The organism is Herbaspirillum sp. 1173, from assembly GCF_031455335.1.
In the GTDB taxonomy this organism is placed as follows: domain Bacteria; phylum Pseudomonadota; class Gammaproteobacteria; order Burkholderiales; family Burkholderiaceae_D; genus Herbaspirillum; species Herbaspirillum huttiense.
On record NZ_JAVDSP010000001.1, the window covers coordinates 791974 to 807357 of the forward strand.

Consider the following 15384-nt stretch of genomic DNA (forward strand, 5'->3'; position numbering starts at 1 on the left):
TCATGGCGCGCCGTCAACGCGCATGCGAAAGCCCTGCCCGCGCAAGGTTTCGATCAGCGCCGGCCGGCCATCGGCTTCGATCTTGCGGCGCAGGTTCTTGATGTGAACGTCCATCAGGTTGTCGATGGCGATCAGGTCGGCATGCCAGACTTCCTCCGCCAGTTGCTGGCGGCTGACCACCTGGCCGCTGTGGCGCACCAGCAGCACCAGTACGGCGTATTCCTTCTGCGTCAGGTCCAGCCGCTGGCCGTCGCGCATCACCTCATGCGCCAGCAAGTCGATGCGCAGATCGGCCAGCTGCAAATGCAGCACCTGCAGCTGGCGCGGACGGCGCAGCAAGGCATGCAGGCGCGCCAGCAATTCCTCGAAGGCGAAGGGCTTGGCCAGGTAATCGTCGACCCCGGCATGCAGGCCCTCGACCTTCTCGCCCAGTGCATCGCGCGCGGTCAGCATGAGGATGGGCCACAGCACCTGCGACTGGCGCACGCGCCGGCACAGCGCCAGACCGTCCATGCCGGGCAGCATGCGGTCGAAGATGGCCACCTCGAAGGGACGATCCAGCAGCGCCAGCGCCTCTTCCGCACTGTGCGCCACCGTCACCGCGAAACCTTCTTCCTGCAAGCCCTGGGCCAGCAGTCGCGCGGCTTTCATGTCGTCTTCCACCAACAGGAGTTGCATACCTTTCCATTCACGTGCGTCATCGAGATCGGGATTAAACCATGGGCTGGCGGCCCGTTTCCTGAAGAAACATTCAGAAACCCCGGAAACCAGGCCCCCTATCATAGCGACGTTTTCTGCAGCGCGGCCCACGGCGACGGCCCGGCGGCGCGGCTGCAAGACACAGCGGCGACTTCGCCACGCGGACACCCGTCCCTCCCCCCAACCGCACAGTCCACGGTGCCACCATGAAAACCAGAATCTCCACGCGCAGTGGCGTCCTCGCCCTGCTCGGCGCAGCCGCTTTGCTTGTCATCGCCGTACGCGGCACCCTGCCGCTCATGGCCGGCGAGCTCAAGCCGAATCCGGCCGCCAGTCCCACGCTGACCCATGAAGGCGAGGCCATCGTCGTTCCTGCCGGATCAGCGCTGCGCAGTACCCTGAAAACCGCCACCATCGAGGCCCGTCCGATGGCCACCCCCTTCAGCCTGCCGGCCGTGGTGGAGGCTGATCCGGCCAAGCTGGCCAGGATCCTGCCGCCGACGACCGGGCGCATCGTGCTGCTGCACAAGCGCCTGGGCGATGCGGTCAAGGCCGGCGAAGTCTTGTTCGAAATCGATTCCTCCGACCTGGGCCAGGCCGTCAGCGATGCGCGCAAGGCGCAGGCAGCGGTGCAGCTGGCACGACGCAATCTGGAACGCCAGCGCAGCCTGGACCAGGCCAACATTTCCGCGCGGCGCGACCTGGAACAGGCGCAGAGCGACTATGAGCAGGCCGACAGCGAAGCCGCCCGCGCCCAGGCGCGCGTGGCCGCACTCGGCGGCACCACAAGCAGCAGCGGTACAGCGCGGCTGGCGGTGCGCTCGCCCGTGAGTGGGCACGTGATCGAGCTCAATGCCGCCGCCGGGAGCTTCTGGAACGACGCCACGGCCTCGGTGATGACGGTGGCCGATCTGTCCTCCGTCTACGTCACCGCCAGCGCCCAGGAGAAGGACCTGGCGCGCCTGCGCCCCGGCCAGGATGCCGATCTGACGCTGGACGCCTATCCGGGCCAGGTGCTGCCATCGAGGGTGCAATCGGTGGCCCAGGTACTGGACCCGGATACCCGCACCGTGAAGGTCCGCATGCGCGCCGCCAATTCCGATGAACGGCTCAAGCCGGGCATGTTCGCCCAGGCCACCCTGCACGAGCCGTCCCGGCCCGGTCTGCTGGTGCCGATGACGGCGGTGGTGCAAAGCGGCTTTGCCAATCGCGTCTTCGTGGAAGTGGCCCCGTGGAAATTCGCGGCCCGCAAGGTCAGCCTCGGCGCGCAGATCGGCGATGCGGTTGAAGTCACCGCCGGTCTGGCATCGGGCGACCGCGTCGTCACCCAGGATGGAGTGCTGCTCAATGATTGAACGTCTCGTCAACCTCTGCTTCCAGCGTCGCGGCATCGTCCAGCTGGTGTTCCTGCTGGCCGCCCTGTACGGCTGGTATTGCTGGAACCAGCTGCCGCTGGAAGCCTATCCCGACATCGCCGACGTCACCTCGCAGGTGGTCACCCAGGTCAACGGCCTGGCCGCCGAAGAGGTGGAACAGCAGATCACCATTCCGCTGGAGCGCCAGATCATGGGCACGCCGGGCATGCACGTGATGCGCTCGGAGAGCACCTTTGGCCTCTCGCTCATCACGGTGGTCTTCAATGATGGTGCCGAAGACTACTGGTCGCGCCAGCGCCTGCAGGAGCGCATCGCCGCCGTCAGCCTGCCCTATGGCGCGCAGCCGGGGCTGGATGCGCTGACCTCGCCCATCGGCGAGATCTACCGCTATACCCTGCAATCGAAGACGCGCGACCTGCGTGAACTCTCCGAGCTGCAGTTCTGGAAGGTGATTCCGCGCTTGAAGCAAGTCTCCGGCGTGGTGGATGTGTCCAATTTCGGCGGGCTCACGACGCAGTTCATGCTGCAGCTGGATCCGGCCAAACTGGTCAAGTACAACACCTCGCTGAGCCAGATCAGCCAGGCCATCTCGGCCAACAATGCCAATGCCGGCGGCAGCATCATGAAACGCGGCGAACAGGGCCTGGTCATTCGCGGCGTCGGACTCATCCGCAGCCTGGACGACCTGGGCAATATCGTGGTGTCGCAAAAGAATGGCGTGCCGGTGCTAGTCAAGGATCTGGGCCAGGTGGTGCTGGGCAACCAGGAGCGCCATGGCGTGCTGGGCATCGATGGCCAGTCCGATGCCATCGAAGGCATCACCCTGCTGTTGAAGAACGAGAATCCCTCGCGCGTGATGGAAGGCGTCCATGCGGCCGTGCAGGACCTCAACGAACACATCCTGCCCAAGGACGTGAAGATCGTGCCCTACATCGACCGCAGCAAGCTGGTGGACGCCACCGTGCATACGGTCGGCAAGACGCTGGTGGAAGGCATGCTGCTGGTGTCGCTGGTGCTGCTGCTGTTCCTGGGCAGTGCGCGCGCAGCGGCCATCGTGGCCATGACCATTCCGCTGTCGCTGCTGACGGCCTTCATCCTGATGCATCATTTCAAGATCCCGGCCAACCTGCTGTCGCTGGGGGCGATTGACTTCGGCATCCTGGTCGATGGTGCCATCGTGCTGGTGGAAAGCGTGCTGCGCCTGCGCGAAGAACGTCCGCAAGGCGAGATTACCGGTGCCGACATCCAGCAGCTGATGCGCCAGCTGGCGCGGCCGATCTTCTTCGGCATGCTGGTCATCATCATTGCCTACCTGCCTCTGTTCGCCTTCCAGCGCATCGAGTACAAGCTGTTCGCGCCGATGGCCTTTGCGGTCGGCTTCGCCCTGCTGGGCGCGCTGCTGGTGGCCTTGCTGCTGACGCCCGGCCTGTCCTGGCTGGCCTATCGCAAACCGGTGAAGATCTTCCATAACCCGGTGCTGGCCTGGCTGGAGCCGCGTTACCGCCAGGTGCTGGGACGGCTGGTCGGCAAATCCCGCTTCGTGCTGGCCGCCACCGCCCTGACCCTGGCCGCCATCGGCGTGCTGGGAGCGACCATCGGGCGCGACTTCCTGCCGTATCTGGATGAGGGCTCGATCTGGCTGCAGGTGCAATTGCCGCCGGGCGTGTCGCTGGACAAGGCCAGCGAGCTGGCCGACCGGCTGCGTGCCGCGACCCGCGAGTTTCCCGAGGTCGAGCACATCGTGACCCAGGTGGGCCGCAATGACGATGGCACCGATCCGTTCACGCCCTCCCACATCGAGGCTGCGGTGACGCTGCATCCCTATTCCGAATGGGCCTCCGGCTGGACCAAGCAGGAACTGATCGCGCACATGGCCGAGCGCTACAAGAAGCTGGCCGGCATCGATGTCGGTTTCACGCAGCCCATGATCGATGGCGTGCTGGACAAGCTTTCCGGCTCGCACAGCGACCTGGCCGTCAAGATCTACGGCAACGACTTCGGCGAGATGCGCGTGCTGGCCACGGCCGTGCAAGGCGTGCTGCAGGACGTGCCGGGCGCGGCCGACGTGGTCATCGACCAGGAGCCGCGCCTGCCCCAGGTGCGCGTGAATGTGGACCGTGCTGCCGCCGCCCGGCTGGGCATCAACGTGGCCGACATCATGGCGCTGATCCAGACCGGCATCGGCGGCAGTCCGGTGACCCAGGTCTTCATCGAGGAACGCAGCTACAACGTGGCCGCCGTCTTCAATGGCCGCGCCCGCTCCACGCCCGAGGCGCTGGGCAACCTGACGCTGGTGGCCGCCAACGGTGCGCACATCGCACTGTCGCAGGTCGCGCACATCACCATGGAAGATGGCGAGACCACCATCACCCGCGAGATGAACCGCCGCCACCTGACGGTGCGCCTGAACCTGCGCGGCCGCGACCTGGCCTCCTTCCTGGATGACGCCAAGGCACGCATCGCGCAGCAGGTGCAATACGACCACGGCCGCTACCAGATCGCCTGGGGTGGCCAGTTCGAGAACCAGCAGCGGGCCCAGGCGCGCCTGGCGCTGATCCTGCCGATGGCGCTGGCCCTGATGTTCGTGCTGCTGTTTGCCGAGTTCAAGAACCTGCGCCAGCCTGCGCTCATTCTGCTGTGCGTTCCGCTGGCCACGCTGGGCGGACTGGTGGCGCTGCATCTGCGCGGCATGACGCTCAACGTGTCCTCGGCGGTGGGCTTCATTGCCCTGTTCGGGGTGGCCGTGCTCAACGCCATCATCATGATGTCGAACCTGAATCGCTGGGTTGCGCGGTCCGGCCTGCCGCTGCGCGAAGCCGTCATCAGCGCTGCGCTGGAACGCATGCGGCCGGTGCTCATGACCGCGACGGTCGCCGCGCTCGGCCTGGTCCCGGCCGCCATTGCCCACGGTCTGGGCAGCGACGTGCAGCGGCCGCTGGCCACGGTAGTGGTGGGCGGCCTGATGAGCGCCACCCTGCTGACCCTGGTCTTGCTGCCCGCCTTGTACTACCTGGTCGAATCGAAGCTGGCGCGGCCTGCGCAAGCGCCTTCCGATGACCCTGCCAACGCCCGATGAGGATGACTTCACCATGTTCCTGACTCCTGTCACTCTCCGCCTGCTGCGCTGGCCCAGCCTGGCCTGCAGCACCGCGCTCGCGCTGACCCTCGGCGGCTGCGCCGTCGGTCCTGACTTCAAACAACCCGCTGCCCCGGCGGTCAGCAGCTACACCGCCGAGAAGGTGGAAACCACAGCGTCTCTCGATGGCCAGCATTTCGTGGCCGGGCAGGATGTGCCGGCGCAGTGGTGGAAGGTCTTTGGCTCGCCGGCGCTGGATGCGCTGGTCGACCAGGCCTTGGCCCACAACGCCGACCTGGAAGCGGCGCAGGCCGCCCTGCGCGCGGCGCGCGAGTCCGCCGCGGCCCAGGGCGGCGGGCTCTGGCCCAGCGTGGACCTGCATTTCATGCCCACGCGCCAGAAGGTCGCCGATACCCTGGCCAGTCCGCTGGCCGACAACAGCTACATCTACAACCTGCACACCGCCCAGCTCAATATCGCCTATGCCCCGGACATCTTCGGCGGAACACGCCGCCAGATCGAGGCGGGCCGGGCGCAGGCCGAGGTGCAGCGCTTCCAGCGCAATGCCACCTACCTGACGCTGGTGTCCAACGTGGTGCTGGCCGTGGTCAATGAAGCGGCGCTGCGTGAGCAGTTGCAGGCCGCTGAACAGGCCGCCGCTCTCGCCGCACGGCAGCTGGATCTGGTGCGCCAGCAACGCGCGCTGGGGGCGCTGGGGCTGGCTGACGTGGCGGCCCAGGAAAGCCTGCTGGCGCAGGCCCAGGCGGCCTTGCCGGCCCTGCGCAAGCAACTGGCCCAGCAGCGCGACCAGATCGCCGTGCTGGCAGGACGCTTCCCCGGGGAAGGCGGCAGCCCGCAACTGCCGCTGTCGGCCCTGACCCTGCCGGCCGAGCTGCCGCTGAGCCTGCCGTCGACGCTGGTGCAGCAACGCCCCGACGTGCGCGCCGCGCAGGCGCAACTGCAGGCGGCCTCGGCCCAGGTCGGCGTGGCCATCGCCAACCGGCTGCCCAGCTTCAACATCACCGGCACCATCGGCAGTTCGGCGCAGGAGTTCTCCAAGCTGTTCACCTCGGGACCCGGCTTCTGGACCTTGGGGTTGGACCTGGCCACGCCCCTCTTCCATGGCGGCAGTCTGCAACATCAGCAGCGCGCGGCCGAGGCCGGGCTGGATCAGGCCGGCGCACAGTACCGCAGTGTGGTGGTGGGCGCGTTCCAGAACGTGGCCGACACCTTGCATGCCATTGCTGCCGATGCCGACGGGCTGGCAGCTGCCACACGCGCCGAGAGCGCGGCCCAGCGCAGCTTCGATGCCGCGCAGGCGCAATGGAAGGCCGGCATCGCGGGCTATCCGCAGGTCCTGCTGGCACAGCAGAACCTGCTGACGGCCAGCCAGTCGAGGGTACAGGCGCAAGCCGCGCGCCTGGCCGATACCGTGGCGCTGTTCCAGGCACTAGGTGGCGGCTGGTGGCATCAGGACCTGTAACCGCTCACACCACCACAATGTCACGGAGGGCGCGGCCGGCATGCCGCCGCTCTCCGTCACCCGGAGACCCGATCATGAAACTGCCCCCGACCTCTTTGCTCTTGCTGCTGAGCGCGCTGGCCCTGACGGCCTGTGCCTGGACGCCATCATCTCCGGCCCACCGAGCCAGCAACACGCCCGGCGTGGTGGAAGGCTTCATCGATCCGGACACGCCGGCCGACCAGTTGCCACCCTGCGTGGCAAAACAACTGGCCAAGCTGCGTGGCGGCACGCGCTTTGCCGCCATCGGCTATCGCCACTGGGCCAGCCATTTCCATGGCACTGCCTACACCGCGCTGGCCGACGGCACCGCTTTGCAACTGCATCAGAAAGTGCTGATTGTTCCCGGAGACTGCAATCGCGGCGACCTGGCGCAACTACTGGAACCGACCTGGATTCCCGTCATGAACAACGCCACCCCGTAATGCTCAGAACCAGTGATTGGCCTGCTTCAGATCGCTGCGCAGCTCGCGGAAGCAGTGATCGGTCCAGTGGCTGCGGCTGACCTCATTGCGCCGCATGAGGACGATCTTGCGTTTCAAGGTCGGCTGCCGCAGCGGGGCCACGTGCAGGCTGTCATCGCGCAGATACGTGGTGTAGAGGCTGGGCATGATGCCGATGGCAATCCCCGAGCGCACCACCCCATAGAGTGATTCGCTGTGCACGACTTGATAGCGCCGCGAGGATGCCAGCCCGTGCTGCATCAGCGCTGCGGAAGCAAATTCCCACACGCTGCCCTGGGTGAACAGCACGATCTCTTCCCCCGCCATCTGCCGCCACTGCACCTCCTTGGCCCCCGACAGGGGATGGCGGCGCGAGACGATCAGCACCAGTTCATCTTCGAACAGGGTCACCGTCTCCAGCGTCTGCGAGGATAGCGAATCGGGCGGCTTGATGCCCACGCAGAAATCCAGCTTCCCCGAATGCAGCGCGTCCAGCAGGGCATCATTGGGCATGTCCTGTAGCAGAATTTCCACATGTTCGTCATGCGCCTGGTTGTAGCGCGCGATCACCGCCGCCGTCAGCGTCACCGCCGAGGGAATCGCACCGACCCGGATGCGATGGCGTCCGGTGCCGATGGCGTGCTCGATGTCGTCGAAGATGTTGCTGGCCGTATTGAGCAGATGGCGGGCGTATTCCAGCACCACGCTGCCCTGCGCGGTCAGGCTGATCTGGTGCGTGGTGCGGTCGAAAAGCCGCGTGCCGAGCTGGTTTTCGAGCTGCTTGATGGAAGCCGACAGGGCCGGCTGCGTCACCGCCAGGGCATCCGCAGCACGGCTGAAGCTGTTGGTGTCGGCCAGGGTGACCAGCGCCTGCAGATGGCGCAGGGTGACTTTCTGATTCAGTTTGATCATGGCAAGCCCGCAAAACAAGTTGGCAATCCCGCAGTCCATGCAGAATCAGCTGACGGGAAACGCGGCATCGTTATAAATTGAATTTATGAAATTATAAATATAAACAAATTATATTATTTAACGTCTTGTCCTATCCTCCACACCGTTCGCAGCGAATTCCAACAATGAACGGTCGCAAGGCCATCTTCAACACCACAGGGGCAGGCATGAAAAAACACTGGATGATAGGCGCGCTGGCCATTCCGGCAGCGCTGGCAGGCGCACAGGCACAGGCGCAGAGCAAGGTCGAGATCTACGGTCTCATCTCGGGCGGCGTGGGGTATCTCACCAACCAGGGCGGTCCGCACAACTTCGAGGCGCTCTCGGGCACCAACCAGAATCCGCGCATCGGCTTCCGCGGCCAGGAAGACCTGGGCGGCGGCACCCGCGCCATCTTCACGCTGGAAAACGGTTTCAACATGATGACCGGCGCGGCCTCGCAGAGTGGCCGCCTGTTCGGCCGCCAGTCCTGGGTCGGCCTGGCCTCCAACAGCATGGGTACCGTGACCCTGGGCCGCCAGTACGAAGCGGTCAAGGACTACCTGGGTCCGGTGGTCATCGCCAGCAACGGCGTGCACATCGGCGACAACGACAACGGCTACAACAACCTGCGCGTGCAGAACTCGGTCAAGTATGTCAGCCCGATGTTCAACGATTTCAACGTCACCGCCTTGTATGGATTTGGCGAAGCCGCCGGTGATGCATCGGTCAACCGCGTCATGAGCATCGGCTCCGGCTACAAGGGCGGCAACTTCCGCTGGGCCGTGGCCTTCACCCAGATGGACCAGCCCAACAGCACCAAGAGCCCCGATGGCGCCATGGGCAACGACTACGCCAGCTCGCTGCTGATCTTCAACAAGAGCGCGGTCAACAGCTCGGCCGGCGTACGCCGCCAGCGCATCGCCGGTACCGGCGGTTTCTATACCGTCGGCAAGACCGACTTCGGTGCCATGTATAGCAACGTCAAGTACGAATACCTGGACAACACCAAGCTGACGCTGCAGAACTTCGACATCAACCTGGTGCACCACTACACGCCGGCCCTGAACCTGGGCGCGTCCTACTTCTATACCACCGGCAAGTACGACACCATCAACAAGAACCCGAAGTGGCATCAGATCAACCTGCAGGCGGATTACTTCCTGTCCAAGCGCACCGACGTGGCCATTACCTACAGCTACCAGCTGGCGGCAGGTGATGCGACCAAGGCCACCATCTTCGGTTTCCCCTCGTCCAGCGACAAGAAGCAGGCCGTGCTGATGCTGGGCATGCGTCACGTGTTCTAAGTTTCATCTGCTCTCCCCAGGCCTGGCCAGTGGCTCCCGCGCTGGCCGGGCCTACAATATGCAGTCTTTTCACCGGTATCAAGGATCGCCATGTTCAAGCCCGCTCGTTGCTCTCGTCCCCTCGCCGCCCTGGCCATGACCGGCCTCGGCCTGTCCCTGCTGGCGGTCCCGGCCCACGCGGAAAAGCGCACGCTGGTGCTGTCGGCGTATCCGATTTCCCAGCCGCTGTTCAACAAGCTGGTCTATGCACCCTTCAAGGAAAAATGCGGCTGCGAAATCGTGGTGGAAACCGGCAACAATGCCGACCGCATCGCCAAGCTCGACGCCCGCCGCAACAATCCGGTGGTGGACCTGGTGCTGCTGTCTGACTTCGGCATGCTCGAAGCGGCGCGCAAGGGCCTGGTGCAGCCGCTGGACTATGCCAAGCTGAAGAATTACAGCCAGATCTATCCCTTCGCCCGCAATCCCATCGGCGGCAATTACGCGGTCGGCTACACCATCTATTCGGTCGGCCTGGTGTACCGCAGCGACAAGACGCGTGCCCCGCAATCCTGGAAAGACCTGTGGAGTCCCGAACTGAAGGGCCGCCTGGCGCTGCCCGACGTGAGCACCACGCAAGGCCCGCTGGCCCTGCAGATGGCCGACCTGGCCTGGGGTGGCAAGGGCGGCGACTATGCCACCGGCATGCAGAAGATCCTCTCGATCAAGAACAACGTGGTGACCTTCACCAAGAACAGCGCGCAGTTGTCGTCGCTGTTCGCCCAGGACGAGATCTGGGTGGCACCGGTAGCACGCTTCACCTGGTCGCAACTGATGAAGACCGGCATGCCGCTGAAATGGGCCATCCCCGCCGAGGGCCAGGCCGCCGGCATGAACGTGATGGGCATCGTCGCCAAATCGAAGAATGCCGACCTGGCCTACCAGCTGATGGACTTCTGGCTCTCCAAGGAGGTGCAGACGGCGCTGGCCATGGAACTGGTGGATTCGCCGGTCAATACCCAAGTCGTGCTGCCCAAGGACAAGGCCGAATTCAATACCTATGGCGGTGAACACATCGCCTCGCTCAAGTTCGTCAAGCCGGAAGACCTGCTGAAGTACCGCTCGGGCTGGCTGGAACAGTGGAACAAGGGCATCAGCAAATAAGCGAAATCCTTCATGTCGCGGCGACGCCTGCCCGGTGCAGTGCGCCGCCCTTTTCTTTCCGGACCCCGTTAGCGCCCCATGCTCGCCTCTTCCAAATCACGCCTCGGACTGATGCTGGTCACGCCTGCGCTGATCTTCACATCGGTCTGTTTCCTGCTGCCGGTGGCGGCTTTGCTGCTGGATGCCTTCCACATCGGCGGCCCCGACAGCCTCGACGGCGGCCCGCTGCAGTGGAGCCTGGCCCGCTTCGCCGACTTCTTTGCCGAGCCGCTGCACCTGCAGGTGCTGTGGCGCACCCTGCGCATTGCCGCCCTGGTGACGCTCTGTTCGGCCCTGCTCTGCTATCCCGCCGCCCAGGCCATCGTGCGCGTGCATGCGCGCTGGCGCGGGCTGGTGCTGGGCATGATGATCCTGCCGCTGATGGTCTCGCCCATTGCGCGCACCTATGCCTGGATCGTGCTGTTCGGACGCAATGGGGCGGTCAACGCGGTGCTGTTGCATCTCGGGCTGGCCGATGAGCCGCAACGCCTGCTCTTCACCGAGATGGCGGTCTTCGTGGGCCTGCTGCAATTGCTGTTGCCGCTGATGCTGATGTCGCTGGTCAGCGCCATGGAAAACATTTCCGCCGACCTGGCGCTGGCTGCCTCCACGCTGGGTGCCAATGCCTGGCAGGTGTTCACCCGCGTGACCCTGCCGCTGACGCAGGAAGGCTTGATCGTCGGCGGCACCCTGGTCTTTACCGGCAGCGTCACCGCCTACGTCACCCCGGCCCTGCTGGGCGGACCGAAGGTCCTGATGCTGGAAACCCTGCTTTACCAGAAGGTCAGCGTGGAAAGTGATTTCGGCACCGCCAACGTGATTGCGGTGATCCTGGTAGCGATGACGCTGGCCGTCAACGCCGGTCTCAAACGCATAGCCGCTCCCCGGAGGACGACATGAAACAAGGACTCTTCCCGCGCGTGGTGCTGTGGGCCGTGATGCTGTTCCTGCTGGGCCCCTTCATCATCGTCTTCCTGGCCGGGTTCAGCGGCGGCGAAACGCTGGCCTTCCCGCCGCCTTCGTATTCCCTGCGCTGGATCGTCTCGGTGCTGCAGGCCGATGAATTCCGCCAGGCCTTCGGCACCAGCCTGCAGATCGGCTTGCTGGCGACCGTGATCGCGCTGCTGCTGGGCGTGCCGGTGGCTTATGCGATGTCGCGCATGCCGCCGCCGGGCATGGCGGTGATCAAGCAGGTGCTGACTTCACCGCTGATCATCCCGGCCATGCTGGTCGGTCTGGGCCTGTTGCGCCACTTCGTGCTGCTGGTCGATGCGCCGGTGTTCCTGGGCCTGCTGATCGGCCACGTCGGGCTGCTCACGCCCTATGCGGTGCGGGTGGTCTATTCCAGCCTGGCCAACCTGCGGGTCGATATCGAGGAAGCCGCCATCACGCTGGGGGCCACGCGCCTCCAGACCTTCCGGCTGGTGGTGCTGCCCAATATCCGGGGCGCGGTGATTGCGGCCTTCTTCCTGGCCTTCGTGACCTCCTTCAACCAGGTGCCGGTGTCGCTGTTCCTCACCGGCCCGGGCATCAGCACCCTGCCCATCGAGATGCTGGGCCACATGGAAAACAGTTTCGATCCCTCCATTGCGGCGCTGTCCACGCTGCTGGTGCTGTTCACCATGGCCTTCGTGCTGGTCACCGAGAAGGTGCTGGGCATTTCCAAATACATGTGATGTGAGAACCTGATGAGTTACCTGAATCTGCAGCAAGTGGCGCTCGGCTACGGCAACGCCAGGACCGCCGTGGAAGGCCTGGACCTGGCCGTGCAACGTGGCGAACTGATTTCGCTGCTGGGCCCCAGCGGCTGCGGCAAGACCACTACCATGCGCGCCATCGCCGGCCTGATCGACCTGCGCGCCGGCCGCATCACGCTCGATGGCCGCGACATCAGCCGCCTGCCGCCCAACAAGCGCGACATCGGTCTGGTGTTCCAGTCCTATGCGCTGTTCCCGCACCTGAACGTGTTCGACAACGTGGCCTTCGGCCTGCGTCTGCGCAAGGTGCCGGCCGCCGAACTGCGCCAGCGCGTTGAGAAGGTCATCGCAGCGGTCGGCCTCAGCGGTTTTGAAGCGCGCTTGCCGGCGCAGATGTCGGGCGGCCAGCAACAGCGCGTGGCGCTGGCGCGCGCCATCGTGATCGAACCCAAGCTGCTGTTGCTGGATGAACCGCTGTCCAACCTCGATGCCAAGCTGCGCGTGCAGATGCGCGCCGAGCTGCGCCGCATCCAGCGCGAACTGGGCATCACCATGCTCTACGTCACGCACGATCAGGATGAGGCGCTGGCCATGTCGGACCGTATCGTGGTCATGAACAGCGGCAAGATCGAGCAGCTCGATACGCCCGAGCAGCTCTTCAATGCGCCACGCACGCGCTTCGTGGCCAACTTCATGGGCTTCGAGAACCTGTTCGATTATCGCGACGGCCAGTTGCACGGTGCGGCGGGACAACTGCCGCTCCCCGGCCTGCCCGCCAACACCGCCTGCGCCGGCTGGCGAGTACAGCAGGTGCAGGTCGGCAGCGGTCCGTATGAGGGCCGCGTGCTCTCGCGCGGCTTCCTCGGCGAGCATGTCGAATACCTGCTGCAGACCGCCCTGGGCGAGGTGCGCGGTATGGCCCCGGCGGCGCAGGCATCGGCACGTGAAGGCGACACCGTCCGCTTCGACCTGCCGGCGCAGGACGCGCTGGCGCTGGCCGCCTGAGCCTTTCCCCTGGACCTTTGAAGAAGAAGACAAACATGCACAAGATCTGGCTCGATACCGACCCCGGCTTTGACGACTGGCTGGCCATGCTGATGCTGTCGGCCAACCTGGAGGTGAACTGGCTGGGCGTCTCCGTGGTGGCTGGGAATGCCCCGCTGGTCACCACCTACGACAATGCGCTGCGCATCAAGCAGCATTACCAGCTCGACGTGCCCGTCTATGCGGGCTGCGAGCGGCCGCTGGCCGGCGCCGTGGAAACCGCACAAGGCATCCTCGGCGAATCCGGCATGGCGACCACCGGCGAGGCCCTGCCCCAGGTCGACATCGCCGACCTCGAGGCACGCCAGTCGCGGCAACTGCAACGCGACCCGCTGCCGCATGCGGTGGATGCCATGATCGAGGCGATCCGCCTGCATGCGGGCGAGATCACGCTCATGTGCATCGCCCCGCTGACCAATGTGGCCGTGGCCCTGCAGCGTGCGCCCGAGATCGCGGGCATGGTCAAGGAAATCATTCTCATGGGCGGCTCGGCCGACCAGGGCAATCACACCGCTGCCGCTGAATTCAATATCTATGCCGATCCGGAAGCGGCCGATGTGGTGTTCCGCTCCGGCATCCCGCTGCGCATGTTCGGCCTGAACCTGTGCCGCCAGCTGCTGGTGACCGCCGCTGAAGTGCAGCAGGTGCGCGCCTTGGGCACACCGCGTGCAAAGTGGCTGGCGGGCTACTTCGATGCCTACCTGCGCATCCGCAGTCCGGACGGCTCGGTGCCGATGCCGATGTATGACCCGGCGGTGGCGATCTGGCTCAAGCGTCCGGAATTGTTCAGCTTCCAGCCGGCACGGGTGGACATCGAATTGCAGGGCCGTCTCACGCGCGGCATGACGGTCTGCGAATTCCGCGTACCGCGCCGCGCCCCGGCCAATACCGAGGTCGCCATGACGGTCGATGGTCCGCGCGCCATGCAATGCATGATGCAGGAATTGCTGGGCAGCCTCTCCTGAAGAGGCCGCCCTCCCAGCACACCGGCCCCGGCCCTCTCCACTGATTTGCGTTTCATGACCTTCGACAACCAACACCAAGACGACACAGGCCCGCTCACGCTCGAACAATTCGTGCGCGCGCTGCCCAAGGTCGAACTGCATTGCCACCTGTTCGGCGCGGTGCGCCGCGAGACCTTCAGCGATCTCTCCGCCCGCGCCGGTCATCCGGTCTCGCCGGAAGAGATCGAAGCCTTCTATACCCGTGGTGAAAAACCGGTGGGCGTACTGCGCGTACTGCGCGCGCTGGATGCCGAGCTGATCCGACAGCCTGGCGATCTCTACCGCATCACCTACGAATACCTGGAGGATGCCCACGCCCATGGCGTGGCCTGGAGCGAATTCTTCTGGAATCCGACCGGTACGGTGCGCGTGTCCGGCATCCCCTATGCCGATGCGCAGGACGCCATCGTGCGCGCCATCGTCGATGCCGAACGCGAGATCGGCATCATCGGCCGCCTGATCCCCAGCATTGACCGCGAGGCCAGTCCGGAAGAAGCCGTCGCCATGGTGCAGTGGATGCTGGCCGCCCGCGTCCCGCAGGTGCCGGGCATCGGCATGGATTACCGCGAGAACGACCGCCCGCCGGAACTGTTCGAAGCCGCCTACCGCCTGGCGCGCGAAGCCGGCCTGAAGACCACCGCCCATGCGGGTGAATTCGGCATGCCCTGGCACAACGTGGCCACGGCCATCGACCTGCTGCAGGTGGACCGCATCGACCACGGCTACACCATCGTCGAAAATCCCGATCTGATGCAGCGCTGCATCGGCCGCGGGCTGGTCTTCACGGTGGTGCCGACCAATTCCTACTACCTGCGCACACTGCCCCCGCAGCGCTGGGCGCAGGATCACCCGATTCGCCAGATGCTGGCGGCCGGGCTGCGCCTGCATCCCAACACCGACGATCCGACCTTGCATCTGGTGACCCCGACCGGGGCCTGGATGATGATGCTGCAGCTCGGGGCCACGGTGGAGGACTTCCGGGACTTCATGCGCAATGGGCTGGATGCGGCCTGGATGGATGAGGGCTTGCGCAGTCAGTGGCAGCAGGCCTGGAGCGAGCGCTACGATCAATTGCGCGCGCGCCTTCAGACCTGATCACCGGGG

General features: G+C 65.2%; 13 protein-coding genes. 11 read left to right on the forward strand and 2 right to left on the reverse strand.

Going from position 1 to position 15384, the window contains the following annotated elements; all coding sequences use genetic code 11:
• On the reverse strand, positions 1 to 678 hold the full coding sequence (locus J2X56_RS03620) for a response regulator transcription factor (RefSeq protein WP_310158284.1): 678 nt from the start codon (positions 676 to 678) through the stop codon (positions 1 to 3).
• A gap of 227 nt (positions 679 to 905) precedes the next feature.
• On the opposite strand from J2X56_RS03620, the gene J2X56_RS03625 reads away from it, so the two are divergent.
• The 4 genes from J2X56_RS03625 to J2X56_RS03640 all read left to right on the forward strand — a co-directional run bounded on the left by J2X56_RS03625 (position 906) and on the right by J2X56_RS03640 (position 7098).
• Positions 906 to 2054, forward strand: coding sequence for an efflux RND transporter periplasmic adaptor subunit (locus tag J2X56_RS03625; protein ID WP_310158287.1), 1149 nt, complete (start codon positions 906 to 908; stop codon positions 2052 to 2054).
• The gene (locus tag J2X56_RS03630; RefSeq protein ID WP_209569755.1) at positions 2047 to 5151 is read left to right on the forward strand and encodes an efflux RND transporter permease subunit; all 3105 of its coding nucleotides are present in this window, start codon (positions 2047 to 2049) and stop codon (positions 5149 to 5151) included. Before J2X56_RS03625 ends, J2X56_RS03630 begins: the two co-directional genes overlap by 8 nt.
• Positions 5152 to 5164: 13 nt before the next feature.
• On the forward strand, positions 5165 to 6634 hold the full coding sequence (locus J2X56_RS03635; RefSeq protein WP_245202039.1) for an efflux transporter outer membrane subunit: 1470 nt from the start codon (positions 5165 to 5167) through the stop codon (positions 6632 to 6634).
• 74 nt (positions 6635 to 6708) lie between these two features.
• Positions 6709 to 7098, forward strand: a complete 390-nt coding sequence (locus J2X56_RS03640; protein WP_134136376.1) for a hypothetical protein — start codon at positions 6709 to 6711, stop codon at positions 7096 to 7098.
• Positions 7099 to 7101: 3 nt separating this feature from the next.
• Here the strand turns inward: J2X56_RS03640 and J2X56_RS03645 are convergent, their stop codons facing one another.
• The gene (locus tag J2X56_RS03645; RefSeq protein WP_034330341.1) at positions 7102 to 8028 is read right to left on the reverse strand and encodes a LysR family transcriptional regulator; all 927 of its coding nucleotides are present in this window, start codon (positions 8026 to 8028) and stop codon (positions 7102 to 7104) included.
• Positions 8029 to 8234: 206 nt separating this feature from the next.
• Between J2X56_RS03645 and J2X56_RS03650 the strand changes: the two genes are divergently transcribed.
• From J2X56_RS03650 to J2X56_RS03680, 7 genes are all read left to right on the forward strand, one after another.
• Positions 8235 to 9353 carry a porin gene (locus J2X56_RS03650; RefSeq protein WP_051156369.1) on the forward strand — a complete coding sequence of 373 codons (1119 nt, stop codon included), beginning with the start codon at positions 8235 to 8237 and terminating at the stop codon, positions 9351 to 9353.
• 90 nt (positions 9354 to 9443) lie between these two features.
• Positions 9444 to 10496: an ABC transporter substrate-binding protein gene (locus tag J2X56_RS03655; protein ID WP_310158293.1), complete on the forward strand. Its 1053-nt coding sequence runs from the start codon at positions 9444 to 9446 to the stop codon at positions 10494 to 10496.
• A 78-nt stretch (positions 10497 to 10574) separates the two neighbouring features.
• Positions 10575 to 11435, forward strand: a complete 861-nt coding sequence (locus J2X56_RS03660; RefSeq protein ID WP_310158295.1) for an ABC transporter permease — start codon at positions 10575 to 10577, stop codon at positions 11433 to 11435.
• Entirely contained in the window at positions 11432 to 12211 is a 780-nt protein-coding gene (locus J2X56_RS03665; RefSeq protein ID WP_121045541.1) for an ABC transporter permease, read from the forward strand. Before J2X56_RS03660 ends, J2X56_RS03665 begins: the two co-directional genes overlap by 4 nt.
• Positions 12212 to 12223: 12 nt before the next feature.
• Positions 12224 to 13237: an ABC transporter ATP-binding protein gene (locus J2X56_RS03670; RefSeq protein ID WP_204726420.1), complete on the forward strand. Its 1014-nt coding sequence runs from the start codon at positions 12224 to 12226 to the stop codon at positions 13235 to 13237.
• A gap of 35 nt (positions 13238 to 13272) precedes the next feature.
• Positions 13273 to 14241 carry a nucleoside hydrolase gene (locus J2X56_RS03675; protein WP_209569746.1) on the forward strand — a complete coding sequence of 323 codons (969 nt, stop codon included), beginning with the start codon at positions 13273 to 13275 and terminating at the stop codon, positions 14239 to 14241.
• 54 nt (positions 14242 to 14295) lie between these two features.
• On the forward strand, positions 14296 to 15375 hold the full coding sequence (locus J2X56_RS03680) for an adenosine deaminase (protein WP_310158301.1): 1080 nt from the start codon (positions 14296 to 14298) through the stop codon (positions 15373 to 15375).
• Positions 15376 to 15384: the final 9 nt, after the last annotated feature.

What these genes read in the sequence shown, in the direction of transcription:
- J2X56_RS03620 (WP_310158284.1), bottom strand. Translation starts at nt 678, where the DNA reads ATGCAACTCCTGTTGGTGGAAGACGACATGAAAGCCGCGCGACTGCTG.
- J2X56_RS03625 (WP_310158287.1), top strand. Translation starts at nt 906, where the DNA reads ATGAAAACCAGAATCTCCACGCGCAGTGGCGTCCTCGCCCTGCTCGGC.
- J2X56_RS03630 (WP_209569755.1), top strand. Translation starts at nt 2,047, where the DNA reads ATGATTGAACGTCTCGTCAACCTCTGCTTCCAGCGTCGCGGCATCGTC.
- J2X56_RS03635 (WP_245202039.1), top strand. Translation starts at nt 5,165, where the DNA reads ATGTTCCTGACTCCTGTCACTCTCCGCCTGCTGCGCTGGCCCAGCCTG.
- J2X56_RS03640 (WP_134136376.1), top strand. Translation starts at nt 6,709, where the DNA reads ATGAAACTGCCCCCGACCTCTTTGCTCTTGCTGCTGAGCGCGCTGGCC.
- J2X56_RS03645 (WP_034330341.1), bottom strand. Translation starts at nt 8,028, where the DNA reads ATGATCAAACTGAATCAGAAAGTCACCCTGCGCCATCTGCAGGCGCTG.
- J2X56_RS03650 (WP_051156369.1), top strand. Translation starts at nt 8,235, where the DNA reads ATGAAAAAACACTGGATGATAGGCGCGCTGGCCATTCCGGCAGCGCTG.
- J2X56_RS03655 (WP_310158293.1), top strand. Translation starts at nt 9,444, where the DNA reads ATGTTCAAGCCCGCTCGTTGCTCTCGTCCCCTCGCCGCCCTGGCCATG.
- J2X56_RS03660 (WP_310158295.1), top strand. Translation starts at nt 10,575, where the DNA reads ATGCTCGCCTCTTCCAAATCACGCCTCGGACTGATGCTGGTCACGCCT.
- J2X56_RS03665 (WP_121045541.1), top strand. Translation starts at nt 11,432, where the DNA reads ATGAAACAAGGACTCTTCCCGCGCGTGGTGCTGTGGGCCGTGATGCTG.
- J2X56_RS03670 (WP_204726420.1), top strand. Translation starts at nt 12,224, where the DNA reads ATGAGTTACCTGAATCTGCAGCAAGTGGCGCTCGGCTACGGCAACGCC.
- J2X56_RS03675 (WP_209569746.1), top strand. Translation starts at nt 13,273, where the DNA reads ATGCACAAGATCTGGCTCGATACCGACCCCGGCTTTGACGACTGGCTG.
- J2X56_RS03680 (WP_310158301.1), top strand. Translation starts at nt 14,296, where the DNA reads ATGACCTTCGACAACCAACACCAAGACGACACAGGCCCGCTCACGCTC.